Raw genomic sequence first — 24131 nt, 5'->3', positions numbered from 1 at the left:
ACGTGGCAAAGCCCGTTAGAGCACCTCGCTATGCACGGACAGTTTCAACTCACCGACGATCAGCTGGCGATCCGCGAGGTCGCGCAGCGTTTCACCGCCGACAACATCACGCCCCACGCGGCCGAGTGGGACGAGAAGCACATCTTCCCGCGTGACGTGATCCAGCGGAGTGCCGAGCTGGGCTTCGGTGCGATCTACGTATCCGAGGAAGCGGGCGGCATTGGCCTTGGCCGCCTTGAAGCCGCGCTCATCATGGAAGCGATGGCCTATGGCTGCCCCTCGACCAGCGCTTTCATCTCGATCCACAACATGGCCGCATGGATGATCGACCGCTTCGGCGGGGAAGCGGTCAAGGCGAAGTATCTGCCCAGCCTCGTCACGATGGAGAAAATTGCCAGCTACTGCCTGACGGAGCCCGGATCGGGATCGGACGCAGCGGCGCTCAAGACCACTGCGCGCAGGGACGGTGACCATTACGTCCTCAACGGCACCAAGCAGTTCATCTCGGGCGCAGGCGCAAACGAGATCTATGTCGCGATGGTCCGCACTGGCGAGGATGGGCCCAAGGGCATTTCCTGCATCGTGATCGAGAAGGACATGCCCGGCGTCAGCTTCGGTGCGCAGGAGAAGAAGCTCGGCTGGCATTCGCAGCCGACCGCCCAGCTGATCCTCGAGGATGTGCGGGTGCCGGCCGAAAATCTGGTCGGCGCGGAGGGCGAGGGCTTCCGCATCGCGATGATGGGGCTCGATGGCGGGCGGCTGAATATCGGGGCCTGTTCGCTGGGCGGCGCGCAGCGGTGCCTTGATGAAGCAATCCGCTATACCAAGGACCGCAAGCAGTTTGGCCAGGCGGTCGCGGACTTCCAGAACACCCAGTTCATGCTCGCCGACATGGCGACCGATCTGGAAGCGTCGCGGGCGCTGCTTTATCTCGCCGCCGCCAAGGTGACCGACAACGCGCCCGACAAGACGCGCTTTTCGGCGATGGCCAAACGGCTGGCGACCGACAACGGCAGCGCCATCGTCGACCGTGCGCTCCAGCTGTTTGGCGGCTACGGCTACTTGCAGGACTATCCGATCGAACGCTTCTGGCGCGACCTGCGCGTCCATTCGATCCTTGAGGGCACCAATCAGGTGATGCGCATGGTCGTAGGCCGGGACCTGCTGCGGCAGTGATGGGCACAAGCCTTGCCCTTACGACATTGATTGTGCCCGATTACGATGCGGGAATTGCTTTCTGTGTCGACGCGCTGGGCTTCGACCTTGTCGAGGACTCCGACATGGGCGGCGGCAAGCGTTGGGTGGTGGTTGGCGGCAAGGGCGGAGGGCGCCTGCTGATTGCTCGGGCCGCGACCGAGGCGCAGATCGCTGCCATCGGCAACCAGTCCGGTGGCCGCGTGGGCTTTTTTGTCCATACCGACAACTTCGCGGGCACCCATGCACGGCTCGTCGAATCCGGCGTGAATTTTCATGAAGAACCGCGCCGCGAAAGCTATGGCACGGTAGCGGTGTTCAGCGATCCTTTCGGCAATCGCTGGGACCTTATTGAACCGAAAGAACCGGGGCAATGACTGACGACGTTCTGATCCGCACCAATGGCCCTGTCGGCCACATCAGCCTCAATCGCCCCAAGGCGATCCATGCGCTGACCTTGCCTATGTGCCACGCGATAAGCACCGCGCTGACCGAATGGGCAGCCGATGACAGCATCAAGGCGGTGATTCTTGATCACCACGAAGGCCGCGGCTTCTGTGCTGGCGGGGACATCGCCTTCCTGCGCGATTCGGCTCTGAACGATGGCGGTGCGAGCGGGCGCAAGTTCTTCCACGATGAATATCAGCTCAACCACCAGATGTTCACCTACGCCAAGCCGATCATTGCCTTCATGGACGGCATTACCATGGGTGGGGGCGTGGGCATCTCGCAGCCTGCCAAGTTCCGCGTGGCGACCGAGAATACCCGTTTCGCCATGCCCGAGACCGGGATCGGCCTGTTCCCCGATGTTGGCGGCGGCTGGTATCTTGCGCGCCTCGGCCAGCGGCTTGGCCAGTTCCTTGCGCTCACCGGTGCGCGGCTTGACGGGTCGGAGTGCCTGTGGACGGGGCTGGCGACCCACTATGCACCGCATGGCATGCTCGAAGATTTGAAGGCGCGCATCCACGACCACCCCGACCGGATCGCGGGCGTGCTGAGCGAACCGGTCGGCACTCCTCCCAAGGCGCGGATCGAGGCCAACGCCGACAAGATCGCCAAGCACTTTGCCTCGGAGCGCTACGAGGAGATCCTTGCCAGCCTCGAGGCGGCGGCCGAAGCCGGGGACGACTGGGCGGTGAAGGAACGCGACACGCTCGGCACCAAGAGCCCGCAGACCTGCAAGGTCGCGCTGCGCCAGCTGGCGCTGAGCGCACAGCTTACGGACTTCGCCGAGAACATGCGGATGGAATACCGCATTGCCAGCCGCGTGCTCACCCGCCCCGACTTTGCCGAAGGCGTGCGGGCGGTGATTATCGACAAGACGGGCGACCCCAAGTGGAACCCGGCCACTCCCGAAGAGGTCACCGAAGATCTGCTCGATGCGATCTTCGCGCCCTTGCCCGAGGGCGAAGAATGGACGCCGCTGCCTAACTAAACCGTCATTCCCGCCAAGGCGGGAAACCCGCTAGGCAATCGTGCAAAGCCGCAATGATACACAAGCCCCTGCGAGCGCAGGGGTGATGAGGGTAACAGAATGACCTACGAAACCATCACCGCCGAGGCCAACGCCCATGGCACCAAGGGTGTCACGCTGCTGACGATCAACCGACCGCAGGCGCTGAACGCGCTCAATTCCAAGGTGCTCGAAGAACTGATCCACGCGTTCGGCGTCTATTCTGCCGACAGCACGCAGCTCTGCGCGATCCTCACCGGCAGCGGCGACAAGGCCTTTGCCGCAGGCGCCGACATCAAGGAAATGAGCGAAAAGGCCGCAGCCGATTTCTACCTCGACGATTTCTTTGGCCCCTGGACCAGCGAAATCGTGAAGAAGACCCGCAAGCCGTGGATCGCGGCGGTCAACGGCTTTGCGCTCGGCGGCGGCTGCGAGCTTGCCATGATGGCGGATTTCATCATCGCGTCCGACAAGGCTAAGTTCGGTCAGCCCGAAATCAAGCTGGGCGTCGCCCCCGGCATGGGCGGCTCTCAGCGGCTGACCCGTGCGATCGGCAAGTCGAAATCGATGGAAATGTGCCTGACCGGCCGGATGATGGGCGCCGAAGAGGCCGAGCGCAGCAACCTTGTCGCGCGCGTGGTGCCGCATGAGGAGTTGGTCGCCGAGAGCCTCAAAACGGCTGCCACCATCGCCGCCATGCCGCCGATGGCGACCATCGCCAACAAGGAAATGGTCAACTCGGCCTTCGAGATGACCCTCGATCAGGGCCTGATCGTCGAGCGCCGGATCTTCCAGATCCTCACCGCCTCCGAGGACAAGGCCGAAGGCATGGCCGCCTTCATCGAGAAGCGCGAAGGGCAGTGGAAGGGGCGGTAGGCCTGCCAAAACTCGTCATTGCGAGGAGCGCAGCGACGAAGCAATCCATGGACCGACAGAACGGCAAGGTTGCGCCATGGATTGCCGCGCGACCTTCGGTCGCTCGCAATGACGAAGGGAGAGGCATCTCATGAAAATCGCCTTTATCGGCCTCGGCAATATGGGCGGCGGGATGGCTGCAAACCTTGTGAAGGCGGGACACGAGGTCCGCGCCTTTGACCTCAGCGAAGCCGCGCTCGCCGCCGCGCGCGAGGCAGGGTGCGCGACCTTGGGCACGGCGAAGGAAGCCTGCGAAGGGGCCGAGGCGGTCGTCTCGATGCTCCCCAACGGCGCGATTGTGAAACAGGTCTACTGGGATGACGTGATCGGCCACGCCCCCGAAGGCGCGATCCTGCTGGATTGCTCGACCATCGATGTCGCCACCGCGCGCGAGGTGATTTCCGTCACCGAGGCCCACGGCTACCAGATGGTCGATGCACCGGTCTCGGGCGGGATCGCGGCGGCGGCGGGCGGCACGCTCACCTTCATGGTCGGCGGCAGCGACGAGGCTTTCGCCCGCGCCAAGCCGATCCTCGATGCGATGGGCAAGGCGGTGATCCACGCTGGGACGGCTGGGAACGGTCAGGCGGCCAAGATCTGCAACAACATGCTGCTCGCGATCCACATGATCGGCACCTGCGAGGCCTTTGCCATGGCGCAGAAGCTCGGGCTCGATCCGCAGACCTTCTACGACATTTCCAGCGTCTCCTCGGGCCAGAACTGGTCGATGACCTCTTACTGCCCCGTCCCCGGCGTCGGCCCCAAGACCCCGGCGGACAACGACTATCAGGGCGGGTTCGCGGCCGGTCTGATGCTCAAGGATCTCAAGCTGGCGATGGAAGCGGCGCAGGCGGCGGGCGCGAAGGTCGAACTGGGCGATCATGCCCGCGCGATCTACGAGGCCTTTGCCAAGGATAACGCGGCGACCGACTTCTCGGGCATCATCCGCACTTTGTGATCGCGGCAGCGTTCCTCGGCATGGATCTTCGGTGCAATCTGCCCTGCCGAAGGCAAAGCTGCTGGGATCGTCATGCCCTGTTGCAACAGTGAAGCAATGAGCATGCATCTCGAAGAAATCGCCTTCCACGGAGCGCCCGGCGCTCGTACCGTGGTCATACTTGATCAGGCTGGATGGCACGGTTCTGCCGAGCTGGTCGTGCCGTCTAACATTACCCTGTTGCCGCGGCCGCCGCGATGCCCAGAGCTCAACCCGGTCGAGAACGTCTGGCAGTCCATGCGCGATAACTGGCTGTCGAACAGCATCTTCAAATTCTACGATGACATCGTAGACCACTGCTGCTTCGCTTGGAACAACCTCGTCAATCAGCCATGGCGCATCATGTCCATCGGCATGCGGCAGTGGGCACATGGGTCATGATCAATACGCCTTGGCATGAGTTTGCCAGCATTATCGGGGGCGATCGCGTTGTGTGGAAGGGCTATCAGAAAGTTCGTGTGCGGGCGAGCGATTCAACGCTACGCTGCCATGGCCTTGATCAAGCGCTTGCTATGATGCCGCCGCCGCGCGCGTGGTAAACAAGCGGCAAGCCTAACGCGTTTTTAAGGGCTTTGCCGCCATGGTCCCGCTCGCAAACGCGGGACCGTGACACAATGAATGCTCCTTTCAAGACTGCCGCCGCGCTCGGCATCGAGGCTGGCCTTCATCCGGCACCCGACCATCAGGTCGCGGTGATCGGGCTGGGCTACATCGGCCTGCCGACGGCGGCGCTGCTCGCCAGCTATGGCTGGAATGTCTGCGGGGTCGACGTCTCCGAGCGCGTGGTCGAGACCGTCAATGCCGGCGGCGTGCATATCGAGGAGCGCGATCTCGACAAGCTGGTGCATGACGCCATCACCGCGCGGACCCTGGTCGCTTCGACCGAGGTGCCGACCGCTAGCTTCTACATGATCGCCGTCCCCACCCCGCTGGGTGAAGGCAATGCGCCCGACATTTCCTACGTCGAGGCCGCCGCCCGGGCGATCGCACCCAAGATCCTCCCCGGGGCCTGCGTGATCGTCGAGAGCACCTCGCCGGTCGGCACCACCGAGCGCGTGGCGGCGATAATCAGCGAATTGCGGCCCGATCTGGTCGTCCCGCGGGACGGCTCCACCGACGAAGCCGACATTGCGCTAGCCTATTGCCCCGAGCGCGTCCTGCCGGGCCGGATCGTTAACGAGCTGGTGCACAATGACCGCGTGATCGGCGGCGTCACCCCGGCCTGCGCCGAGCGGGCGGCGGTGCTCTATACCAGCTTCGTCAAGGGCGACTGCCTCTACACCACCGCGCGCGTGGCCGAGACGGTGAAGCTGGTCGAAAACTCGTTCCGCGACGTCAACATCGCCTTCGCCAACGAGCTGTCGATGATTGCCGACGTGATCGGGGTGGATGTGTGGGACGTGATCCGTCTCGCCAACCGCCACCCGCGCGTCAACATCCTCCAGCCCGGCCCCGGCGTGGGCGGGCACTGCATCGCGGTCGACCCGTGGTTCCTCGTCGCCGGCGCGCCGCAAGCCGCGCGGCTGGTGCGCACCGCGCGCGAGGTCAATGATCACAAGGCGGTGCACACCGAAGCCCGTATCCGCGCGCTGCTCGACGCGGCTCCGCAAGGCAAGGTCGCGCTTCTGGGCCTCGCCTTCAAGCCCGACATCGACGACTTCCGCGAAAGCCCGGCGCTCGAAATCGCCGAGGCGCTGGCGCATTTCCACGGGAACCGCATCCTTGTGGTCGAACCCTTCACCGAGGATATGCCGGCCGGTCTGGCGGGAACCGGCGCCGAGCTGGTGACGCTTGACGCGGCCCTTCGGACGGCGGAGATTGTGGTGGTGTTGGTCGATCACACCGCCTTCAAGCATCTTTGCCCCGATGATCTCGCGGGCAAGCTGGTGTTCGACACGAGGGGCATGCTGCGGCGATGAGCGGTGCCGGCGGGAAGCCCCGCATCCTCGTCACCTTCGGCACCCGTCCCGAAGCGATCAAGATGTTTCCGGTGGTCTTCGCGCTGCGCGAAACGGGGCAATTCGATGTGCGGGTCGCAGTGACAGCGCAGCATCGAGAGATGCTCGATTCGGTGCTGGCGATGGCGGGGATCACGCCCGATATCGATCTCGATCTGATGCAGCCGGGGCAAAGCCTCGATGCCCTGTCCGCCGGAATCGTCACCCGCTTCGGTCAAGCGCTGGATGCGCTGAAGCCCGATCGCGTGCTGGTCCACGGTGACACGCTCACCACCATGATGGCGACGCTGGCCTGCTATTTCCGCCGCATTCCGGTGGGCCATATCGAGGCCGGCCTCAGGAGCGGCGACATCTATTCACCCTGGCCCGAGGAGGTGAACCGCAAGGTGACAGGCGCCGTGGCCGATCTCCACTTCGCCCCGACCGAGACCGCCGCCGCCGCGTTGCGGGCCGAGAACGTGCCGGACAGCGCGATCCACATCACCGGCAACACCGTGATCGACGCCCTGCTGTTCGCCCGCGCGCGGATCGCGACCGATCCGGCTCTGGCTTCAGTGGTGGCACCGTTGAGGGAGCGCTTCAAGGGCAAGCGCATCATCGCTGTCACGGCCCACCGGCGCGAGAATTTTGGCACGGGCATGCACGAAATTGCCGCCGCGCTACGCGCTCTGGCCGCGCGGGAGGATGTAGCGATCATCTATCCGCTGCACCCCAATCCCAATGTCGTTGAAGTCATGCGCCCAGCCTTGTCAGCTTCGCCCAATATCGCGCTCATCGAGCCATTGGACTACCTCGATTTCGTGGCGATGATGACCGCATGCGACATCATGCTGACCGATTCCGGCGGCATCCAGGAGGAAGCCCCCAGCCTCGGCAAGCCGGTGCTGGTGATGCGAGACACTACCGAGCGGTCCGAAGGGGTTGCCGCCGGTACCGCACGCCTGGTCGGGGCTGATTCGGGACGGATCTTCGCTGAAACCGCGCGGCTGCTCGATGACCGGCAGGCTTACGAGAACATGGCGAGAGGGCACAATCCCTATGGCGATGGAACCGCCAGCCGAAGGATCGCCGCGATCCTCGCAGGTGTCTGAGCTCAGCGCTGCCGGTTCATCAGGGGCATGCAATAGACCGCCGCACTCAGCAAGGTACGGCTAGCGCCGAGTTCGATCAACCTGACGTGATGGGGTGGACGGCCCCGGCACGGAGGGAGGTGTATAAGATGCGGCTGTCGCAAGCCGTGTGTGGACGGCCCCCGCGGTGCAAGAGGTTTGCGGTGCCCGTGCGGGAAGCCCATGCGCAGCCGCTCGCCCTTCGGACAGCGGCCATGGCTGCGGGTCATGTTGGTAGCGGTCCACGTCTCATCGATGAAAACGAGGCGCTCGGGATCGAGATTGAGCTGACTGTCGAACCAGCGCTGCCGCTGCCTCAGGACGTCGGGGCGGTCCTGCTCGATAGCATGGCCAGTCTTTTTTTGCGCGTCATGCCCCGGCGCGCAAAGAAGCGGTGAAGCCCGGCGACGGAGACGGCCAGACCCATTTCAGCGAGCGCCGACCGCAGTTCGACAAGCGTGGTATCCTTTTGCGCTTCCCAAACGGCCAGGATGTCCGACGCCCGCTCCTCAACCCGATGCGACCGCATATCGCCACCCTGGGGCTTGGCAGCAAAGTCACCCGCCTCACGCCGCAGGGCGTGCCAGCGGATCGCCGTCGAAGGTGCAACGCCAAAACGGGCTGCCGCAGCTCGGCAACTCATCCCATCATCAACCGCTGCCAGCAGACGGACACGCAAATCTAAAGAGAGAGGCTGACCCATCCATGCTGGCCTCCTTCACCAGCATAGATCCTGAATCAGAATTCGCGGAGAAGGGGAATCCCTCTGCGATTCAGAACGGTCGAAAACCGCTCTAGACGTGGCTTCCTACAGCCGCGTCTTACACAACTACCTCGGTGCCGGGCCCGACCACCCCATCACGTCACAGGCCAAGATTGGAGGAAACTTTCATGACAAGGCGCAACTTTCGTGTCGGGACTGCATGAGCGGTCGCCACCAGTCCTTATGATCAAGGTACCAACGCAGCGTCTGGCGCAGACCCTCCTCGAAACCCCATTGCGGCCTGAATCCGAGTTCGAGGCGTGCCTTTGTGGCCTCGATCGCATAGCGACGATCATGACCAGGCCGGTCTGGCACGACAACCTTCAATTCCTCGCTTCTGCGTCCTTTGGCCGCCGCCGCATCCGGAAAGCGCTCGGCCAGCCCTTCAACATCGGCAAAGGCGCGGTCAATTGCGGCGCATATAGCGTCGATGACGGCGAGGTTGGGCAGTTCCGCCCCTCCGCCGATATTATAGGTCTCCCCAAGCTTGCCGCGCAGTAGACACGCCTCGATGCCGCGGCAGTGATCCTCGACATGCAGCCAGTCGCGCACATTCATGCCGTCGCCATAGATCGGCAGGTCTCGCCCATGCAGCGCATTGAGCACGAACAGCGGGATCAGCTTCTCAGGGTACTGGTAAGGCCCGTAGTTGTTGGAGCAATTGCTGGTCGTAACCTGCAAGCCAAAGGTATGATGATAGGCGCGCAAGAGGTGATTGGAGGCCGCTTTGGAAGCCGAATAGGGCGAGTTCGGCGCGTAGGGCGTCGTCTCGCTGAATGCAGGATCCTCAGGACCCAATGAGCCGAACACCTCGTCGGTCGAAATGTGGTGGAAGCGGTGCGGCATGCCCGAGCCCTTGAGCCACACAGAACGGGCCGCCTTCAGAAGACTGTGGGTGCCGAGGATATTGGTGTCGATGAAAGCGTCGGGTCCGCTGATCGAGCGATCGACATGGCTCTCGGCGGCGAAGTGTACGATCGTGGCAATGTCATGCTCGCGGAGCAATCGTTCGACCAAGGCCGTGTCGATGATATTGCCGATGACCAACTCGGCATTGGTCGCGCCCTTCAGCGTCGCGCGGTTGCCGGCATAGGTCAGCGCGTCGAGCACGATAACCCTGTCGTCGGGGTGATGCGCATTCCAGTAGTGGACGAAGTTGCCGCCGATAAAGCCGGCCCCGCCGGTAACGAGCAGATTAGCCAAGCTGCGCTTCCGCTTGCAGCATAAGGCGCAGGTTGGTGCGCCACTCGCCAGCCTCGTCGCCAAGGAAAGCCCGTGTGGCACCGCAGTCAAGGGGTGAAAAGCGTGAACTACGCGGGGATGCCTGTGCGTCCTCAGCAGGGATCGGCCTGATCGTAGGGCCCCGGTCGAGTAGTCCCAAGGCCAAAGCCTCCTCGGCAAGAGCGCAAGCGAAGTCGTATCTGCTGACAATATCTACATCGCTGTGATGGAATATCCCGGCTGCCTGCCGCTCGATCAGTGCCCAAATCGTGCGCGCTAGGCCCGTCGCCCAAGTCGGTGAGCACATCTGGTCTGAGGCCGCCGCAACTTCGTCGCGTTCGCGCATCTGCGCGATCATAGCGCGGACGAAATTCGTGCCGCCTGCCTCGTAGAGCCAGGATGTGCGGACCAGAAGGTCTTGTGGCCGCAAATGGGCCTCGCCGGCGGCCTTGGTCCGACCGAGGGCTGACAGAGGATTGGGGGCATCATCGGGTAGATAGGCACGCGTGGCGGCCCCATCGAACACGCAATCGCACGAGACATGAACGAGCTTGCCGCCGGTCTCCGCCATCCCCGCTACCAGAACAGCGACGGCGTCGGCGTTGACCTCGCGCGCGAGGCCCTCGTCGCGCTGCGCCGCATCGAAATTGGTGCAGGCAGCGGCATTGATGATGACCTCGGGCGCCTCGACCACGAGCCGGGCTCGCAGCATGCCCAGATCGGTGAAATCAACATCATCGACATCGATGGCATTAAGATCGGCATGGCTGGGCGCATTGCGCAATAACGCGCCGCCGAGCTGTCCGTCTGCGCCAGTAATCAGAACTCTCATGCAAATGCCTTCGCGCTATCGGGACTGGGATCCTGCGCGGGCCATTCGCAGATCGCTAACCAGGATCCTATCCAATTCAGGGGGCAGCGACAATGCCAGATGCTCGGCGAAGAGGCGCACCTCAAAGTTAGAAGATTGCAGATCGGTTGAATTCGCACCACGCTGGGCCCTTGTGCTTCGCAACCGTTTCCAAGGTGCGGATCGTGTTTTGGAACATACAATTGCCCGCTGGGTGTGAACCATTAACGTGATAGGGCCGCGCTCCATGATGTCTCAGCCAAAACCTGGCGTGCTTGTGACCGGCGGTGCGGGCTATATCGGCAGCCATGCAGTGCTGGCTCTTGTAGACGCTGGCTGGCCGGTAGCTGTGATTGACAACCTGTCGACTGGCTTCCGCTTCGCCATTCCCGATGGCGTGCCGCTTTATGAGGGCGATATCGCGGATGCGGATCTGCTGTCGCGGATTTTCGCCGAGCAGGGCACGCAAGCGATTATGCATTTCGCAGGCTCGATAGTGGTGCCCGAAAGCGTCACCGACCCCCTCAAGTACTACCACAACAACACTGCCAAGAGCCGCGCGCTGATCGCAGCTGCGGTCGATGCGGGCGTACCGCACTTCATCTTCTCTTCTACTGCAGCGACCTACGGCATTCCTGATGTCGCCGCAGTCAGCGAGGACACCCCGCAGCGCCCGATCAATCCCTATGGCTGGTCGAAGCTGATGACCGAGCAGATGCTGACTGATGTCGCCGCAGCTCATCCACTGAATTACGGCGTGCTGCGGTATTTCAATGTCGCCGGGGCTGATCCTCAGGCGCGCAGTGGGCAATCGACTGATGGCGCCACCCATCTCATCAAGGTGGCGATCGAGGCAGCGCTAGGCCTGCGTGAAGCTATCAGCGTGTTCGGCACAGACTACGCCACGCCCGACGGAACGGGCGTTCGCGACTATATCCATGTCAGCGATTTGGCGGCGGCGCATGTGCTGACGCTCGAGGCGCTGATGGCCGAGCCCACACGCTCGCTCACCATGAACTGCGGCTATGGCCGGGGCTTCTCGGTGACGGAGGTGCTCGACGCGGTCGACCGTGTGACGAATCGCTGGCTGGTGCGCCGGATCGAGGGGCGCCGCGCGGGCGATCCCGATGCGCTGATTTCCGACCCTTCACTGCTCAAAGTGACCCTCGGTTGGGAGCCTGCTCATGCCGATCTCGACACGATTATCGTCCACGCGCTGGCGTGGGAGCGCAAATTGGTCGGACTGCGCGGGGGACAGACATAGTCTTTCTGCGCCCGCGCATTTTGCGTACGCGCTACCGCCGGGACTAATTGCGAGCACCATAGGCCCATTGGGCGAGGGGACGAGAGATGCGAACTCATACCAATGCCCGATGAGTCAAGCTCATTGGGCATTGGTATTACATCATTCAATGGAGCCAGCGGGGGCATCCGTTTGACGCAGATCAATGCGCGCTGGCACCTGCCATGCAAATCAGGAGTGCGACCCGAGGAGCTCCTGGCTCCTAACTGACCCCGAGCCTCCTATGGGAAGTTCGGGGTCATTTTTTATTGGGATCTGCTCTGGTTCCGTTGCAGCGCCTCTTCTGCTTTCAACTGCGCACCAGTCGCCCCGGCCGCGCGCCAGTGTCCGCGTCGTTCTCGCGGATCATCACGCCGTTGCAGAAGGTGGCGGCATAGCCCTTCACCGGCTGCATCAGGCGCGTGCCGCCTGCGGGGAGATCGTGGTGCGCCACGTGGGGGGAGGCGGTGAGGCCGGCGTAGTCGATGACATTGATGTCAGCCCGCTTGCCGGCTTGCAGCAGGCCGCGATCGCTGAAGCCGTAGAGTGCGGCATTGCGCGCGGTCTGCTTATGGACGAGGAATTCCAGCGGCAGGGTGGGCCCGCTTTTGCGGTCGCGCGTCCAGTAGCTGAGCTGGGTGGTCGGCATAGTTGCATCGCAGATCAGTGTGACATGCGCGCCCGCATCGCTCAGGCCAGTGACGGTATCGGGATGGCGCAGCATCTCTTCCAACACGGCAAGGCTTTTCTGCTGATCACCTTGCGTCAGGGCCTGGAACGTGCGGCCTTCGTCCTCCAGCATCACATCGTAAAGATATTCGAGCGCATCGCGCCCCTCTGCCCTGGCCCGCGCGCCGATGGAGGCGGACTTGTCGGCTTCGAGGTTGATCGGTTCGGAGAGTGGATAGAGGCTGTTAGCGCCGCGCCGGAATAGGCCGTAGACGTTCTGCATTGACCCCGGCGCTTCATGCGGCACATCCCGTTCCGACAGGATCTGGCGCTTGATTTCGGGATCGCGCATTGCCGTGACGCGCTCAGCAAGAGGCAGGTGCGCGATCTTTGCGAGATAAGTCGGGCGACGCATAAAGACGTGGTAGCTTGAAAGGCCGTGGATAAAGCCGATGATGCGCGAGGGTACCTGCGGGAAGAGGTGCGCGCCACTTTCGTTCGCTTCACGGCAACGGTCCAGCATCTGCCGCCAAAGATCAGGCGCATATTCGCGGATTTCGACCAGCGTGAAGGTGAGCGGGCGGCCGCTTTCCTCCGATATGCGGCGGAACAGTTCGAGCTCCGCCAGCGGTTCGCTGCGTTCACCGCCGAGCGCTTCGAGCTTGCCCACGGTGCCCGCCGGGATTGCCTCGATTACACCCTTGCCCAGCTTCCTGAAGCGGCGCGCGATGGCGAGAAGTTCTTCCTCTGGTGCAAATGTGCCCGGCACCGGTTCGCCCCACAGCGCGCGGTGACCGATGGTGCGTGAGGTGGAAAAGCCCACCGCGCCTGCGGCGATAGCTTCCTCGACGAGATCGGCCATATGCTCGATCTCCTCAGGCGTCGCGTCCTCGTTCGTGCGGCCACGCTCGCCCATCGCATAATAGCGCACCGCGCCGTGGGCGATCTGCGCGCCGACATCGATCGCGTAAGTGCGCGAGGCGATATAATCCATGTATTCGGGGAAGCTCTCCCAGCGGCCCCATTCGATCCCTTCATAGAGCGCAGTACCGGGGATGTCCTCCACCCCCTCCATCAGCTCGATCAGTTCCTTTTCCTGCCCCGGACGCACAGGTGCAAAGCCGACGCCGCAATTACCCATAACCACGGTGGTGACGCCATTGTGGGAGGAGGGCGCGAGTTCGTCGTCCCAACTGACTTGGCCGTCATAATGCGTGTGGATGTCGATCCAGCCAGGGGTGACGATGTGTCCCTCGGCATTGATCTCGCGGCGCGCCGCGCCGGAAATCTTCGGGGCCACCCCGGTGATCACCCCGTCCTTGAACGCCACGTCGCCAATGAACGGCGTGCCGCCCGAGCCATCGACGATCCTGCCGCCCCGAATAATCACGTCATGCATCAGGATCACCTCTCCCTGTTCTTTTGCGGAAGGCTAAGTGACTTTGCGACGGTGCGCCCCCGGTAAAAATGCTCAGCGCACGACTTCACTGCCCTTCAGCAAGTGTGACACGCGCTCAAGTACCCGCATGTCAGCGGCGGGAGCTACCATGTGCTCGGTCAGCACGAATGGCACAGATTTGAGGTTATGATTTGAGAAGGGCTGGGACTTCAGGGCGCTACGAGCGCAAGCCAGTCGGCCGCCGGGCGCGACGGCAAGTGCTGCCCTCGCGCGCGGCTGAGCGTTTCCGCGGAGCGCCGTGTGATCGAGGCCAGCGAGACCGGCGCGCGGCGCCTCGATCGGCGGGGGCGGGAGGGGCTAGGCCGCCGCGGCCTGCTCTTGAGGATCGAACAGCTGGTAGCCTCGGCCCCACACTGTCTGGATGTAGCTATCACCGTCGCAGGCCAGCCTCAGCTTCTGCCGCAGCTTGCAGATGAACACGTCGATGATCTTGAGTTCCGGCTCATCCACCCCGCCATATAGGTGGTTGAGGAACATTTCCTTGGTAAGCGTGGTGCCCTTGCGAAGCGAGAGGAGCTCCAGCATCGCATACTCCTTGCCGGTGAGGTGCACGCGCGCGTCATCAACTTCGACCGTCTTGGAATCGAGATTGACCGCCAGCTTGCCGGTGCGGATGACCGACTGCGAATGGCCCTTCGAACGGCGCACCACGGCGTGGATGCGGGCAATCAGTTCTTCGCGGTGGAACGGCTTAGTGACGTAGTCGTCAGCGCCAAAGCTGAAGCTGCGCAACTTTGCGTCCATCTCCGAATTGCCCGAAAGGACCAGCACAGGCGTCTGCACCTTGGCGATACGCAGCTTCTTGAGTACGTCGTAGCCGTGCATGTCGGGCAGGCTCAGGTCGAGCAGGATGATGTCGTAATCATACATCTTGCCCAGATCGAGGCCCTCTTCTCCCAGGTCGGTCGAGTAGACATTGAAGCCGTCGCTCGTGAGCATCAGTTCGATCGCCCGAGTGGTCGCCTGATCATCTTCGATTAGCAGAATACGCATTATTGCCCCTCATTTCTCTCACCGGCATTCCCGCTAACGGGGAGGCTTCCGGCCGTTAACCACACTCTATTACTGAAGATGGTTAACAATGCGTTTCGAGGGCGAAGATTGATGCGCGAGCCTGGCATCGAGCGAGGGCACACCCTGCCAGCCCACCGGACCTGAGCAAGGCGGAAAACTCCAGACCCGAGCGGTCCAAGGTTGGGTAGCAGTGCACTTGACGTCGGACTCTACCAGAAATCGGGCACATTTCAGGGGGGGGGCACGTCAATGTCAAGTCGGACATGGGCTCAGTCTGGAGCGATCCCTTCCCCGAACCAAATCGTATTTGAAGGGCTAAATTGGAGGGAGCAGGTGACGTTGAGCGCCTGCCGTAATGGGATTTTCTCGCCGATCAGTGTGGGCGATGATGTCGCCAACATCTGCCGCAAGCGGATGGCACTCGCTTGGGATTGCGTTGGCGCAATCGGTAACGGCGTGAGCCTCGGCTTGAAGCAGCGCCCATCGTCTCGTTGTAACATAGATTTGAGGAGCATCTGGGAGAGGGCGCGCCGGCTGGGCGAACCGGTGTATTGGCGTCGACCCGAGCGTCGCGCGCGCGCGAATGGCAATACCTGTACAAGACCGAGCTGCTGAAGCCTCGTTGTCGCGTGGCTAAAGCGGCCTCCTCGTACCCATGAGCCCTGCGCAGAGAGTTAAACATTGGGTTTGATGTAAAAAAGGGGCGGGGCCTTGCGGCGCCGCCCCTTTTCGGAGGATATCTTTAGGTGGGTCTAGCGGCTGACAGCATCGTCATCGTCGCCACCAGAGATGGCAACAAGACCGCCAATTACTGCCGCTGCACCGAGGAGTGCCAAGACGATAGTGCCGCCACCAGCAGCCTCGCTGCCCTCTTCAACCGGAGCAATCGCGCGCTGGGCGGCAACGGCAGACATACCAATCGGCGCCACGAGGGTAGCAGCAGCCGCAAGACCAAGGACAATTGACTTCGTTTTCATTCCGAATTCCTCAAACTGCTGCCCGCGAAGTGCAGGCAGTTTCGAATCGCAGAATGATCCTAGAGGCTCTGCCGCTGTAACGCAACTAAATTTTCCGCCTCGGACACGGCCGGGCGCGCCGCCAGAAAGGTGTGAATCGCCGGTTCGCGATTGGAGAGGCGGCGTGGCATCAAACGAGATGATATCTATGCGCCGCTAGACTTCCTTGACCCCAAAAACAGCCCGTGACACTAGGCGCGTACGCGAGTGGCGCCATCACGAGAAATAGACATTCGGAACTTATGATGCAAACAGGCGCAGGGAAGTCAACCGAGCGGCTCGTAATCCTGAAGCCAAGCGATTGGAGCCCCCAGCTCGTCGTCCTGTGCGTGTTTTTTGCGGTCCTGTTCATCACAGGCGGAAGTTCACGGTATGACGTCCCACATCTTGTGGTGCTTCGCCCCTTGGCCATCTGCGTTCTCGGATTTGCCCTAGCGACAATCAATGCCGGCGCCTGGCGCACCTACAGGCCCGCCATCTTGCTGTTTGCGTCGGCCTTTGCCCTGACTGCCCTGCACCTCATTCCGCTTCCGCCGCACATTTGGCAGGCGCTGCCGGGCCGCCAAATCATTGCTGACATTGATGCCATGGCGGGCCTGAAAGACATTTGGCGTCCCCTGACCATGTTCCCGGAGGGCACTTGGAACGCATTTTACGCCCTGACTGTGCCTCTTGCGGCCCTGCTCCTTGCGGCGCAGTTAAACCAGCGCGACGTCGTGCGTCTTCTGGTTTGGGTGACCGCCCTGTCGTTGGTGACGGGCTTAGTCGGCGTTTTGCAGGCCGCGGGCTCTGGCATAGGTTTGTATCACCTCGATCCGGGAAATGCGGGCCTGTTCGCAAATCGCAATCACCAGGCGGTAATGCTCGCGTGCCTCTTCCCCATGCTTGGTGCCCTGGCCATGTCTGCGTCTCGCTTTAGTATTTCGGCCAGGGCAGTGCTGATCGTGTCTGCCGCTGTCACAATCATGCTTATACCCCTCATCCTCGTAACGGGGTCCAGAATGGGCATGGTCATCGCGGTACTCGCGTTCATCTACACCGGAACAATCAGTTTGTGGCAGGTGGTGGGCCAGAGGCGGCATGCCTACTACTCACTGACGCTGCTGGCGGCAGGACTAGCCACAGCGGTCGCAATGGTTCTGGTGACAATTTATACCGCGCGGGACGAGGCTATTGATCGCCTAGACACAGCCGATGAAGATTTGCGTTGGCAATTTTGGGAAAGCGTTGTTGCCTTCCTGCCGCAATACCTGCCCTGGGGGTCGGGTGTGGGGTCCTTTGTGCCAGTCTATCAAATTCATGAGCCGGACGGCATGCTTATGCCGCAATATGTCAATCAGGCGCACAATGACTGGCTGGATCTTGCACTCACGTCAGGCGTACCCGGGATGATCCTGGCCGCTATAGCTGTGGCGGCCTTTGCGCGCGCCATGGGTGCGGCCCTTGTCGCACCGGGCGTCACGGGCCACATCCGCCGTGCCGGCATAGGTACAATTCTTGTGCTAGCCTTTGCCAGCCTGAGCGACTACCCGCTGCGCACGCCGATTCTTGCGGCAGTCTTGGCTGTGGCAGTGATTTGGGCTTGGGCCCCGCTGCGTCCAAATGAAAACGAAGAAAGTAAAGGGCCCTATGCTCAGGCTTGATTTTACCACAATCCTTCTCTTTGGCGTGGCTCTATGTGTTAGTGGCTGCGCATCGACTGGTGCAAAGATTGGCGGGGCGCCGGGCCTCGAAGTCGTGGAAGGCAACACGCTTCCCCAACCTACGGTGGCCGACTTGGCGGCGAATGAGCGCCCCTTCCGTGTTGGCCCCTTCGACATCCTCAATGTCGACGTCTTCGGCAGTGAAGAGCTGTCGAAGAAGGAAATCCAGGTCGACGCAAGCGGACGCATCACCTTTCCCCTGATCGGCACGCTCGAAGTTGCGGGCAAGACGCCGGGCGAAGTGAGCGATATGATGGCAAGCCGTTTCCGCGGACGCTTCATCCGCGACCCGCAGGTGACCGTAAATCTTAAGGAAATCTTCAGCCAAACTGTAACCATAAGTGGCGAGGTGAAAAAAGCTGGCGTCTACCCAATTGTCGGACGCATGACGCTCCTGACGGCTATCGCCTCCGCAGAAGGGTGGACCCAGTTCTCGAAAAAGGGTGAAGTAGTCGTCATTCGCACTGTCAACGGGAAAAACTACGCGGCCCTGTACGACGTCCGCGCCATAGAAAAGGGGCGCTACGAGGATCCCGAGATTTTTGCGAGCGACAAGGTGGTTGTGGGAGACTCCCAGAGCCGACGGATGTTCAACGACTTCCTGACCGCTTCGCCGCTCCTCGCTCCCGTTATCTTCCTCCTTGATAACAACTAAGGGGGAACCAGCATGGCCAGCCAAGCAATGAATTCGATCAACTACGACCCGTCGCATGGCGCGCGACGCGACAACCAGCCCCCGCTGGACGACGAGCGCTTTAATCTGCCCCCCATCCTCATCCAGTACTGGCACACAGTGGTGCGATGGCGCTGGCTCATGGTGGGGATCGTTACGGCCTGCGTCCTGATCGGCATCACCATAACACTGCTCATGGCACCGCTTTACACGGCCAAATCTCAGCTGCAGATTGACCGCCAGCAAAAGCAAATCACGAAAGTCGAGGGCATTGAGGCTGAGCTGCCCGGCCAGGATCTGGAGTTCTACGCCACACAGTATGAGTTGCTTAAGGCGCGGCCCCTCGCCGAGCGTGTGGCGTCTGAATTGAAGCTTTACGATAGCGATGCCTTCCTCGAAGCGCACGGCGTTGACCCGAACATTTTCGAGCAGGAGGGCGGCTCCAAAACCGCCGCTGAACTGAAGGCAGATCGCGAGCGCCTGGTCGTAAACACGCTCCTCGACTCGGTCGAAGTTGCACCCATTCGCATGTCGAAACTCGTCGACATCAATTACACCAGCCGCAACGCAGAATTGTCCTCGCGCATCGCAAACCAGTGGGCAGCGGCCTTTATTGCCCTCAGCATGGAGCGGCAATTTGCGTCCACCGCGGACGCTCGCACCTTCCTCGAAGGGCGTCTCGAAACCCTACGCGACCGCCTCGAGGAGTCGGAACGGCAGGTTGTCCTTTACGCCGCCAACACTGGTATTGTTGCCCTAGACGAAATCCGCGACCCCAACGGGCGCGCTATCGGCAATCGGACGCTGACAGGCGCGACGCTCGAGCAGCTGGCAAACGAACTGAACCAGGCTACGGCGGCGAAAATTGCCGCAGAGGCTCGTACAGGTTCGGCAGGCGGAAATACCGCGGAGGCGGTTATGCGCAGTGCAATGCAGGCATCGTGGCATTGGATCCAAGGCACAAGTCGCACAACGTCCCCGGTAAGTTCCTGACTTACATTCAGAGTGGTTTGCCTGTGCTGGCCAATGTGAATGCTGGCAACGATTTGGCCCAGATGATTCGGGACGAGCAGATGGGACAGGTTGTGCCAAATGGTCTGACGACGGACACCTCGACCGACATACCCACAAAAACGGCTTCAGCCCCCCACCATGATCCTACCGGCGTCAGCCGGTCAGTAGTTCAGCCCGAGTCAGCCGAAGGATTCGGCACCGTGGGCGCCTGATGAAGGCTCGGAAGTGGCTCAAGGCTATTTATTGAGGCTGGCTGAGCTGGCCCACAAGTTCACTGGGACAGAGATTGCGGCCGTTTGAACCGTCCTCGGGCGCACGACCAGATTTCGTCGTCCCTTCTTTTCTTCACCTTACCGGTGCCGTGCCGCAGGCGCTGCAAATGGCGGTATGAAGGCGCAAGCTGAAACACCTGGTGCTGAGTCACTCGGACCAGGGCTCGCAGTTCACCAGTATGGACTGGGATGCGTTCATCCGGGCTCACAATCTTGGGCACTCGATGAGCCGGCACGGCAATTGCCATGACAACGCTAAAGCAAATATCGACGCCGACCTTATCCAGCGATGTGCCGATCGTTTGAGCTAACGAGATCTCAAAGCCCTCAAAAAGGCTCAATCTGCAATGCCTGGGTGGATGACCATGGCTCTCAAACCCTTACCTTCGATGCCGCTGACGCCCTCGACACGCCCGAGGCGCAGGCAGAACTCCTCGCCGATGCCCTGGCCAGCGGCGACGCCAAGGTTGTCAATGCAGTGCTGGGCATGATCGCCCGCGCCACTGGCCCCGACGGTAATCCGACGCTTTCCACACTGATGGCGATCGTACGTTCGGCGGGCCTCAAGCTCTCGGCAGCGGCCTAAGAGCCGGACCCCTCCACGGCGACCAATGAAGGTGGCTGCCCGGCCCAAAATTCGGCGAAATGCCGGCGTGACAGCTTCACTGCAGACTTGACCTGGCCCGCCACCGACCCGTTTGCGGTTTTGGACAGTAGGATCAGCGCATCAAAGGCGAGGGTTTTTCGAGCTGCCCAACCGGATGAGGTTCTGGCTGCGACTTGATGCGATCAGTCCGCAGCCAGAACCTCATCAACGATGATGTCGTCAGCATGAGCCCGGGCCTGGGCCATGTCATAGGCGGTCTGCATCCGCATCATCGTATCGGCCTTAATGCCGAAGGCCTTCTCGAAACGGATGGCCATCTCGGCAGACAGGGCCGCGCGCCCATTGAACAGGTTGCTGAGCGCCTGCCTCGACACGTGGAAGCTAGCCGCCAGTCGGTTGATGCTGACGCCATGCGGCTCGACAACTTCACTCTTCAGCCAGTCGCCCGGGTGAACCGCCAGCGAGGGGTGCATGGTCAGGGCCATCAGTGTTAGTCCTCCAGGTCCAGTTCGGCGATACTGTATTCATTGAGCTTGGTGAAAGTCAGGCGCCAGTTTCGGGTTACGGTCATTGCCCAACGCCCGGCCTTGTCGCCGACCAACTCGTGCGACCCGTAATTGGGCGGCACAGTTAGTTCATCAAAGCTGGTGGCAGCATCCATAAACGCCAGCATTTTGCGGAGACGGTTCACATCGCCCACCAAGCCTTTGGCGTTCCCGGTCTCGAAAAACCGGCGCAGGCCCTTATGGGAAATGCTTTCGATTTCCATGCCCCTATATGTCAAGCATCGCTTGACATGTCAAGTGGCACTTGACGCCTCCTTCCCGCCCGACAGCAATGGGCAAGCCAACTTTGACCTTGGCCCGCAGCCGAGCGGCAAATTCAGCTGAACCTCGGCGGCGGTGGCGGCCCCGTCCCACTGAGGCCAAACCCGTGTCCCGCCTGTGGCGGTGGGCAGGGTACAAGAGGCGCGCGCGGGTCGCGCCGCGCGGCGGGCTGGGACGGCGCGTGAGCCGCAGGGACCGCCGCCGCCCCTGGCGATACCGCCGCGGTGGCAACTTCTGCCGGTTCTGCCGGCGAGGTGCGCGGCGACAAGTCTGGTTTAGGCCCAGACGGCCGGCGCCTCCAGGGGTCTTCGTAGAGGCGCGCATCCTCACCAGTTGCGGCATCGTCTTCACCGGTGTCGGACAGACTGTCGTCGCGCGCGGCCTTTTCCTCGCCGCCCGGAGCGCCGTCGCGCTCCGAGACTATGTCTTCAGACGCCGCCATGGCCTCAAGGGCGGCGCGCAACTGTGCTGCCTCCGCTGCCGCCTTCTCCCCTGCCACCTTCTCCGCGCGCCTCTGTCGCCTATCTTCCCTGGCGCGCAGCTCCGCCTCCTCGCGGCGAAATTCCTCATCAATTTCGCGCTGTCGGCGGAGCTCCTCCTCCCGCTCCATCTCCCTGCGAAGGGCCATCTGCATGCGGTGCGCCTCCCGGAGCGCTGGAAGGAGAGGCCTGCCAAGGTCCGTCAGAAGGACCGCGATGCGCGCTGGACGGTCAAGTACTCGAAGGCCAAGGTGAAGGAGGGCGGCGACCCCAAGGGCTTCAAGCCGGTCGATCTTGCCATCCCGATGTTCGGCTACAAAATCCCAGACCGTGAGTCATCCACTGCGATCATTGGTGTAACAATCAACACGGACCACTCAGTGGGGGCCGGTCAAGCCTCAACGCGAGGGGTTTTTGCGGGTGCCCAGCTGCTCCGGCAAACGCCTGCGCCTAGTTTTGTTATCATGCCACGCGCCTTGATCGCGACTTTGCTGGCAGTGCAAGGCCTGCTGTTCTATGATACGAGCATGCGCCTCAGAAGCTTCCTCTACCAAGTGCGTTCCGCCTTTGCTTTGCTGCTCGGGATATCAAGCGAGAACGCCAGAAATGGTGACTGGTGGGAGATCGATCTCATGCTGGTCGTGCTGGCAGGTGCGTTTGTGCTGGGCGCTATCGCCTGGACGCAGATCTAGAGCACTCTCAAGCACAGTAGCCCCATTATGCAACCCCAACTCTCCGGTCATGACGGTGAGCTATGGTTTGATCCGGCATGAAGTGTTTATGAAGAGCTTGCGGTAAAGACGCACCTTGTTAGCGCCAGCAAAAGCAATGTGAACGCGGTAGCATGCATGCCGGCGAGCCGGCCGGTTGAGATTGGCAATTTGCCCGAGCTCCATCACGACCTGAGCCAGCTCGCCTATAGGTGGCGGCATTGAGTAGCCAAGCTTAGTGCCGGTATCATGGCAAGTAATGCTGCGCGCCATGATGCACGTTATCGGGCATTTACAGAAACGGCTGAAATTCTCTATTTTCGCAGCATTGCGTGCGTGCGCGCACGCGCGCGCGAAAGTCGGGTCTCCTGCCGATTTTTTGCCCCACATACCACTGAAATAAAATGATTAATTGGCAAGTTCCCTGAAGCCTGTGCTCAGGGAATTTGTAACCGGAGTTCAGGGAACCTCCTCGCACCGCTGAGGGAATGGGGCGGCCTCCCATCGGGCCCCGCCGGCGGCGCCATCGCGCGGTGCATTGCCTCTCACGCGAATTGGTGCTATGTACCCGTCACTACGCAAGGTTTGCGCCCCCACGGTGACGTGGAGAGTGTTCGCGAGCCGGCTGGCATCCCCACAATTTGAAGCGAGGCCCGTCATGGCTAAGAAGAGAGGCACGCGCCCGCCGCGTGGCGATTACGAGGTGGGATACAAGAAGCCGCCGAGGGATGGTCAGTTTCCACCAGGCAAGTCGCCCAATCCCGGAGGGAAGCGCAAGAGTGACACCGCCAAGGCACCTGACCCCGGGCCGCCGCTTGGCGACCCCATGAAAGACGCCGTCCTGAAAGTCATGGGCGAGATGGTCTCCCACGAGGTGAGACCGGGCAAGCGGCGGCGCATGCCCCGCGCCGAGGCGATGGTGCGCGAGTTGGCCAGTCGCGCCGACTACGACGTGCGCGCCTTCAAGCAAATCACCGAAATGCACGCCGATCTTGCCCTGCTTGATCGCGGCCTTCTCGTCCTCGGTGTTCCGCTGCTTGGGCGCCGGCACCACGGTCGCATCGATGATCTGCCCGCCCATCGCGAGGTAGCCCCGATCGGTCAACGCCGCATCGAAGCGCGCGAAGAGCTTGTCGATCGCCTTGGCCTGTACGAGCCGCTCGCGGAACAGCCACACCGTGGTCGCATCGGGCACCCGGCCATCGAGCCCCAGTCCGAGGAACCGCTGGAACGACAGCCGGTCCTTGATCTGGAACTCGGTCGCCTCGTCTGACAGAGAGTAGAGCGCCTGAAGCACCAGGATTTTGAACATCATCACCGGATCGAACGGCGGCCGGCCGCCTTTGCCCAGATCGCTCCGCCTGAGCGCCACGATCAATGGCCCGCGGAACACCTCGAAATCGACCACCGCCGTCAACCGCTCCAGCGGATCACCCGCCGCACTCAGCGCCGCATACCGGTCCGACAGATCAAAGAAACCAGGCTGGCCAATCATCTTCGCCTCCGATCATCCGCAAAGGCAGTGAATCAGATCAACGCCTCAAAGGCGAGGGTTTTTCGAGGCGTCCAGCTTGTCGATCGCCTTGGCCTGTACGAGCCGCTCGCGGAACAGCCACACCGTGGTCGCATCGGGCACCCGGCCATCGAGCCCCAGTCCGAGGAACCGCTGGAACGACAGCCGGTCCTTGATCTGGAACTCGGTCGCCTCGTCTGACAGAGAGTAGAGCGCCTGAAGCACCAGGATTTTGAACATCATCACCGGATCGAACGGCGGCCGGCCGCCTTTGCCCAGATCGCTCCGCCTGAGCGCCACGATCAATGGCCCGCGGAACACCTCGAAATCGACCACCGCCGTCAACCGCTCCAGCGGATCACCCGCCGCACTCAGCGCCGCATACCGGTCCGACAGATCAAAGAAACCAGGCTGGCCAATCATCTTCGCCTCC

The 24131-nt window shown here is 61.9% G+C and carries 19 protein-coding genes and 7 pseudogenes; 16 read left to right on the top strand and 10 right to left on the bottom strand.

The annotated features are described in order from the left end of the window. Nucleotides 1-30 precede the first annotated feature (30 nt). The 8 genes and pseudogenes from RSE14_RS08000 (at nucleotide 31) to wecB (ending at nucleotide 7608) form a co-directional block, all read left to right on the top strand. The gene (locus tag RSE14_RS08000) at nucleotides 31-1176 is read left to right on the top strand and encodes an acyl-CoA dehydrogenase family protein (RefSeq protein WP_324072517.1); all 1146 of its coding nucleotides are present in this window, start codon (nucleotides 31-33) and stop codon (nucleotides 1174-1176) included. Further along, nucleotides 1176-1571, top strand: coding sequence for a VOC family protein (locus RSE14_RS07995; RefSeq protein ID WP_324072515.1), 396 nt, complete (start codon nucleotides 1176-1178; stop codon nucleotides 1569-1571). The genes RSE14_RS08000 and RSE14_RS07995 overlap by 1 nt, the downstream gene beginning before the upstream one ends. Further along, nucleotides 1568-2629: an enoyl-CoA hydratase/isomerase family protein gene (locus tag RSE14_RS07990; protein WP_324072513.1), complete on the top strand. Its 1062-nt coding sequence runs from the start codon at nucleotides 1568-1570 to the stop codon at nucleotides 2627-2629. Before RSE14_RS07995 ends, RSE14_RS07990 begins: the two co-directional genes overlap by 4 nt. 99 nt (nucleotides 2630-2728) lie before the next feature. Then, the gene (locus tag RSE14_RS07985) at nucleotides 2729-3523 is read left to right on the top strand and encodes an enoyl-CoA hydratase-related protein (RefSeq protein WP_324072511.1); all 795 of its coding nucleotides are present in this window, start codon (nucleotides 2729-2731) and stop codon (nucleotides 3521-3523) included. A gap of 130 nt (nucleotides 3524-3653) precedes the next feature. Next, the gene (gene mmsB / locus RSE14_RS07980; protein ID WP_324072509.1) at nucleotides 3654-4520 is read left to right on the top strand and encodes a 3-hydroxyisobutyrate dehydrogenase; all 867 of its coding nucleotides are present in this window, start codon (nucleotides 3654-3656) and stop codon (nucleotides 4518-4520) included. A gap of 15 nt (nucleotides 4521-4535) precedes the next feature. Beyond that, nucleotides 4536-4940, top strand: a pseudogene (locus RSE14_RS07975) (transposase); the annotation flags it as partial. 233 nt (nucleotides 4941-5173) lie between these two features. Continuing rightward, complete coding sequence (gene wecC / locus RSE14_RS07970; protein ID WP_324072508.1) at nucleotides 5174-6478, top strand: UDP-N-acetyl-D-mannosamine dehydrogenase; 1305 nt, start codon at nucleotides 5174-5176, stop codon at nucleotides 6476-6478. After that, nucleotides 6475-7608 carry a non-hydrolyzing UDP-N-acetylglucosamine 2-epimerase gene (wecB, locus tag RSE14_RS07965; RefSeq protein ID WP_324072506.1) on the top strand — a complete coding sequence of 378 codons (1134 nt, stop codon included), beginning with the start codon at nucleotides 6475-6477 and terminating at the stop codon, nucleotides 7606-7608. The genes wecC and wecB overlap by 4 nt, the downstream gene beginning before the upstream one ends. A 176-nt stretch (nucleotides 7609-7784) precedes the next feature. Here wecB and RSE14_RS07960 read toward each other — a convergent pair. From RSE14_RS07960 to rfbD, 3 genes and pseudogenes are all read right to left on the bottom strand, one after another. Further along, a pseudogene (locus RSE14_RS07960) lies at nucleotides 7785-8329 on the bottom strand (helix-turn-helix domain-containing protein); the annotation flags it as partial. Nucleotides 8330-8515: 186 nt separating this feature from the next. After that, nucleotides 8516-9592, bottom strand: coding sequence for a dTDP-glucose 4,6-dehydratase (rfbB, locus tag RSE14_RS07955; RefSeq protein ID WP_324072505.1), 1077 nt, complete (start codon nucleotides 9590-9592; stop codon nucleotides 8516-8518). After that, nucleotides 9585-10442 (bottom strand): dTDP-4-dehydrorhamnose reductase, encoded by an 858-nt coding sequence (rfbD, locus tag RSE14_RS07950; protein ID WP_324072501.1) that lies wholly within the window; start codon nucleotides 10440-10442, stop codon nucleotides 9585-9587. The genes rfbB and rfbD overlap by 8 nt, the downstream gene beginning before the upstream one ends. Before the next feature lie 268 nt (nucleotides 10443-10710). On the opposite strand from rfbD, the gene galE reads away from it, so the two are divergent. Further along, nucleotides 10711-11724 carry a UDP-glucose 4-epimerase GalE gene (galE, locus tag RSE14_RS07945; RefSeq protein ID WP_324076873.1) on the top strand — a complete coding sequence of 338 codons (1014 nt, stop codon included), beginning with the start codon at nucleotides 10711-10713 and terminating at the stop codon, nucleotides 11722-11724. A gap of 328 nt (nucleotides 11725-12052) precedes the next feature. Here galE and RSE14_RS07940 read toward each other — a convergent pair whose 3' ends face one another. The 3 genes from RSE14_RS07940 to RSE14_RS07930 all read right to left on the bottom strand — a co-directional run bounded on the left by RSE14_RS07940 (nucleotide 12053) and on the right by RSE14_RS07930 (nucleotide 15861). Then, a complete protein-coding gene (locus RSE14_RS07940) occupies nucleotides 12053-13810 on the bottom strand; it encodes an N-acyl-D-amino-acid deacylase family protein (RefSeq protein WP_324072499.1) in 1758 nt (585 codons plus the stop codon). A gap of 357 nt (nucleotides 13811-14167) precedes the next feature. Next, nucleotides 14168-14863 carry a response regulator transcription factor CtrA gene (gene ctrA / locus RSE14_RS07935; protein WP_324072497.1) on the bottom strand — a complete coding sequence of 232 codons (696 nt, stop codon included), beginning with the start codon at nucleotides 14861-14863 and terminating at the stop codon, nucleotides 14168-14170. 773 nt (nucleotides 14864-15636) lie between these two features. Next, a complete protein-coding gene (locus RSE14_RS07930; RefSeq protein WP_324072495.1) occupies nucleotides 15637-15861 on the bottom strand; it encodes a hypothetical protein in 225 nt (74 codons plus the stop codon). Between the two features lie 281 nt (nucleotides 15862-16142). On the opposite strand from RSE14_RS07930, the gene RSE14_RS07925 reads away from it, so the two are divergent. From RSE14_RS07925 to RSE14_RS07905, 5 genes and pseudogenes are all read left to right on the top strand, one after another. Next, entirely contained in the window at nucleotides 16143-17543 is a 1401-nt protein-coding gene (locus RSE14_RS07925; RefSeq protein WP_324072492.1) for an O-antigen ligase family protein, read from the top strand. After that, entirely contained in the window at nucleotides 17530-18258 is a 729-nt protein-coding gene (locus RSE14_RS07920; protein WP_324072490.1) for a polysaccharide biosynthesis/export family protein, read from the top strand. The genes RSE14_RS07925 and RSE14_RS07920 overlap by 14 nt, the downstream gene beginning before the upstream one ends. A 12-nt stretch (nucleotides 18259-18270) precedes the next feature. After that, entirely contained in the window at nucleotides 18271-19269 is a 999-nt protein-coding gene (locus RSE14_RS07915; protein ID WP_324072488.1) for a GumC family protein, read from the top strand. 373 nt (nucleotides 19270-19642) lie between these two features. Next, nucleotides 19643-19852: pseudogene (locus tag RSE14_RS07910) on the top strand (DDE-type integrase/transposase/recombinase); the annotation flags it as partial. Nucleotides 19853-19917: 65 nt separating this feature from the next. Continuing rightward, nucleotides 19918-20148, top strand: a complete 231-nt coding sequence (locus RSE14_RS07905) for a helix-turn-helix domain-containing transcriptional regulator (protein ID WP_324072486.1) — start codon at nucleotides 19918-19920, stop codon at nucleotides 20146-20148. A 203-nt stretch (nucleotides 20149-20351) separates the two neighbouring features. Here RSE14_RS07905 and RSE14_RS07900 read toward each other — a convergent pair whose 3' ends face one another. Together RSE14_RS07900 and RSE14_RS07895 are read right to left on the bottom strand one after the other, a co-directional pair. Then, the gene (locus RSE14_RS07900) at nucleotides 20352-20654 is read right to left on the bottom strand and encodes a HigA family addiction module antitoxin (protein ID WP_324072484.1); all 303 of its coding nucleotides are present in this window, start codon (nucleotides 20652-20654) and stop codon (nucleotides 20352-20354) included. A gap of 5 nt (nucleotides 20655-20659) precedes the next feature. Continuing rightward, nucleotides 20660-20938 carry a type II toxin-antitoxin system RelE/ParE family toxin gene (locus RSE14_RS07895; protein WP_324072482.1) on the bottom strand — a complete coding sequence of 93 codons (279 nt, stop codon included), beginning with the start codon at nucleotides 20936-20938 and terminating at the stop codon, nucleotides 20660-20662. Between the two features lie 722 nt (nucleotides 20939-21660). Here RSE14_RS07895 and RSE14_RS07890 point away from each other — a divergent pair. Together RSE14_RS07890 and RSE14_RS14845 are read left to right on the top strand one after the other, a co-directional pair. Beyond that, nucleotides 21661-21795, top strand: a pseudogene (locus tag RSE14_RS07890) (IS5/IS1182 family transposase); the annotation flags it as partial. A gap of 952 nt (nucleotides 21796-22747) precedes the next feature. After that, nucleotides 22748-23110, top strand: a pseudogene (locus tag RSE14_RS14845) (DUF5681 domain-containing protein); the annotation flags it as partial. A gap of 63 nt (nucleotides 23111-23173) precedes the next feature. On the opposite strand, the pseudogene RSE14_RS07885 reads toward RSE14_RS14845, so the two are convergent. Together RSE14_RS07885 and RSE14_RS07880 are read right to left on the bottom strand one after the other, a co-directional pair. After that, nucleotides 23174-23680: pseudogene (locus RSE14_RS07885) on the bottom strand (transposase); the annotation flags it as partial. Between the two features lie 72 nt (nucleotides 23681-23752). Continuing rightward, nucleotides 23753-24121, bottom strand: a pseudogene (locus RSE14_RS07880) (transposase); the annotation flags it as partial. Between the last annotated feature and the right edge of the window lie 10 nt (nucleotides 24122-24131).

It is taken from the genome of Erythrobacter sp. (genome assembly GCF_035194505.1).
GTDB lineage: Bacteria > Pseudomonadota > Alphaproteobacteria > Sphingomonadales > Sphingomonadaceae > Erythrobacter.
This window is presented reverse-complemented; position numbering and strand designations above follow the sequence as displayed.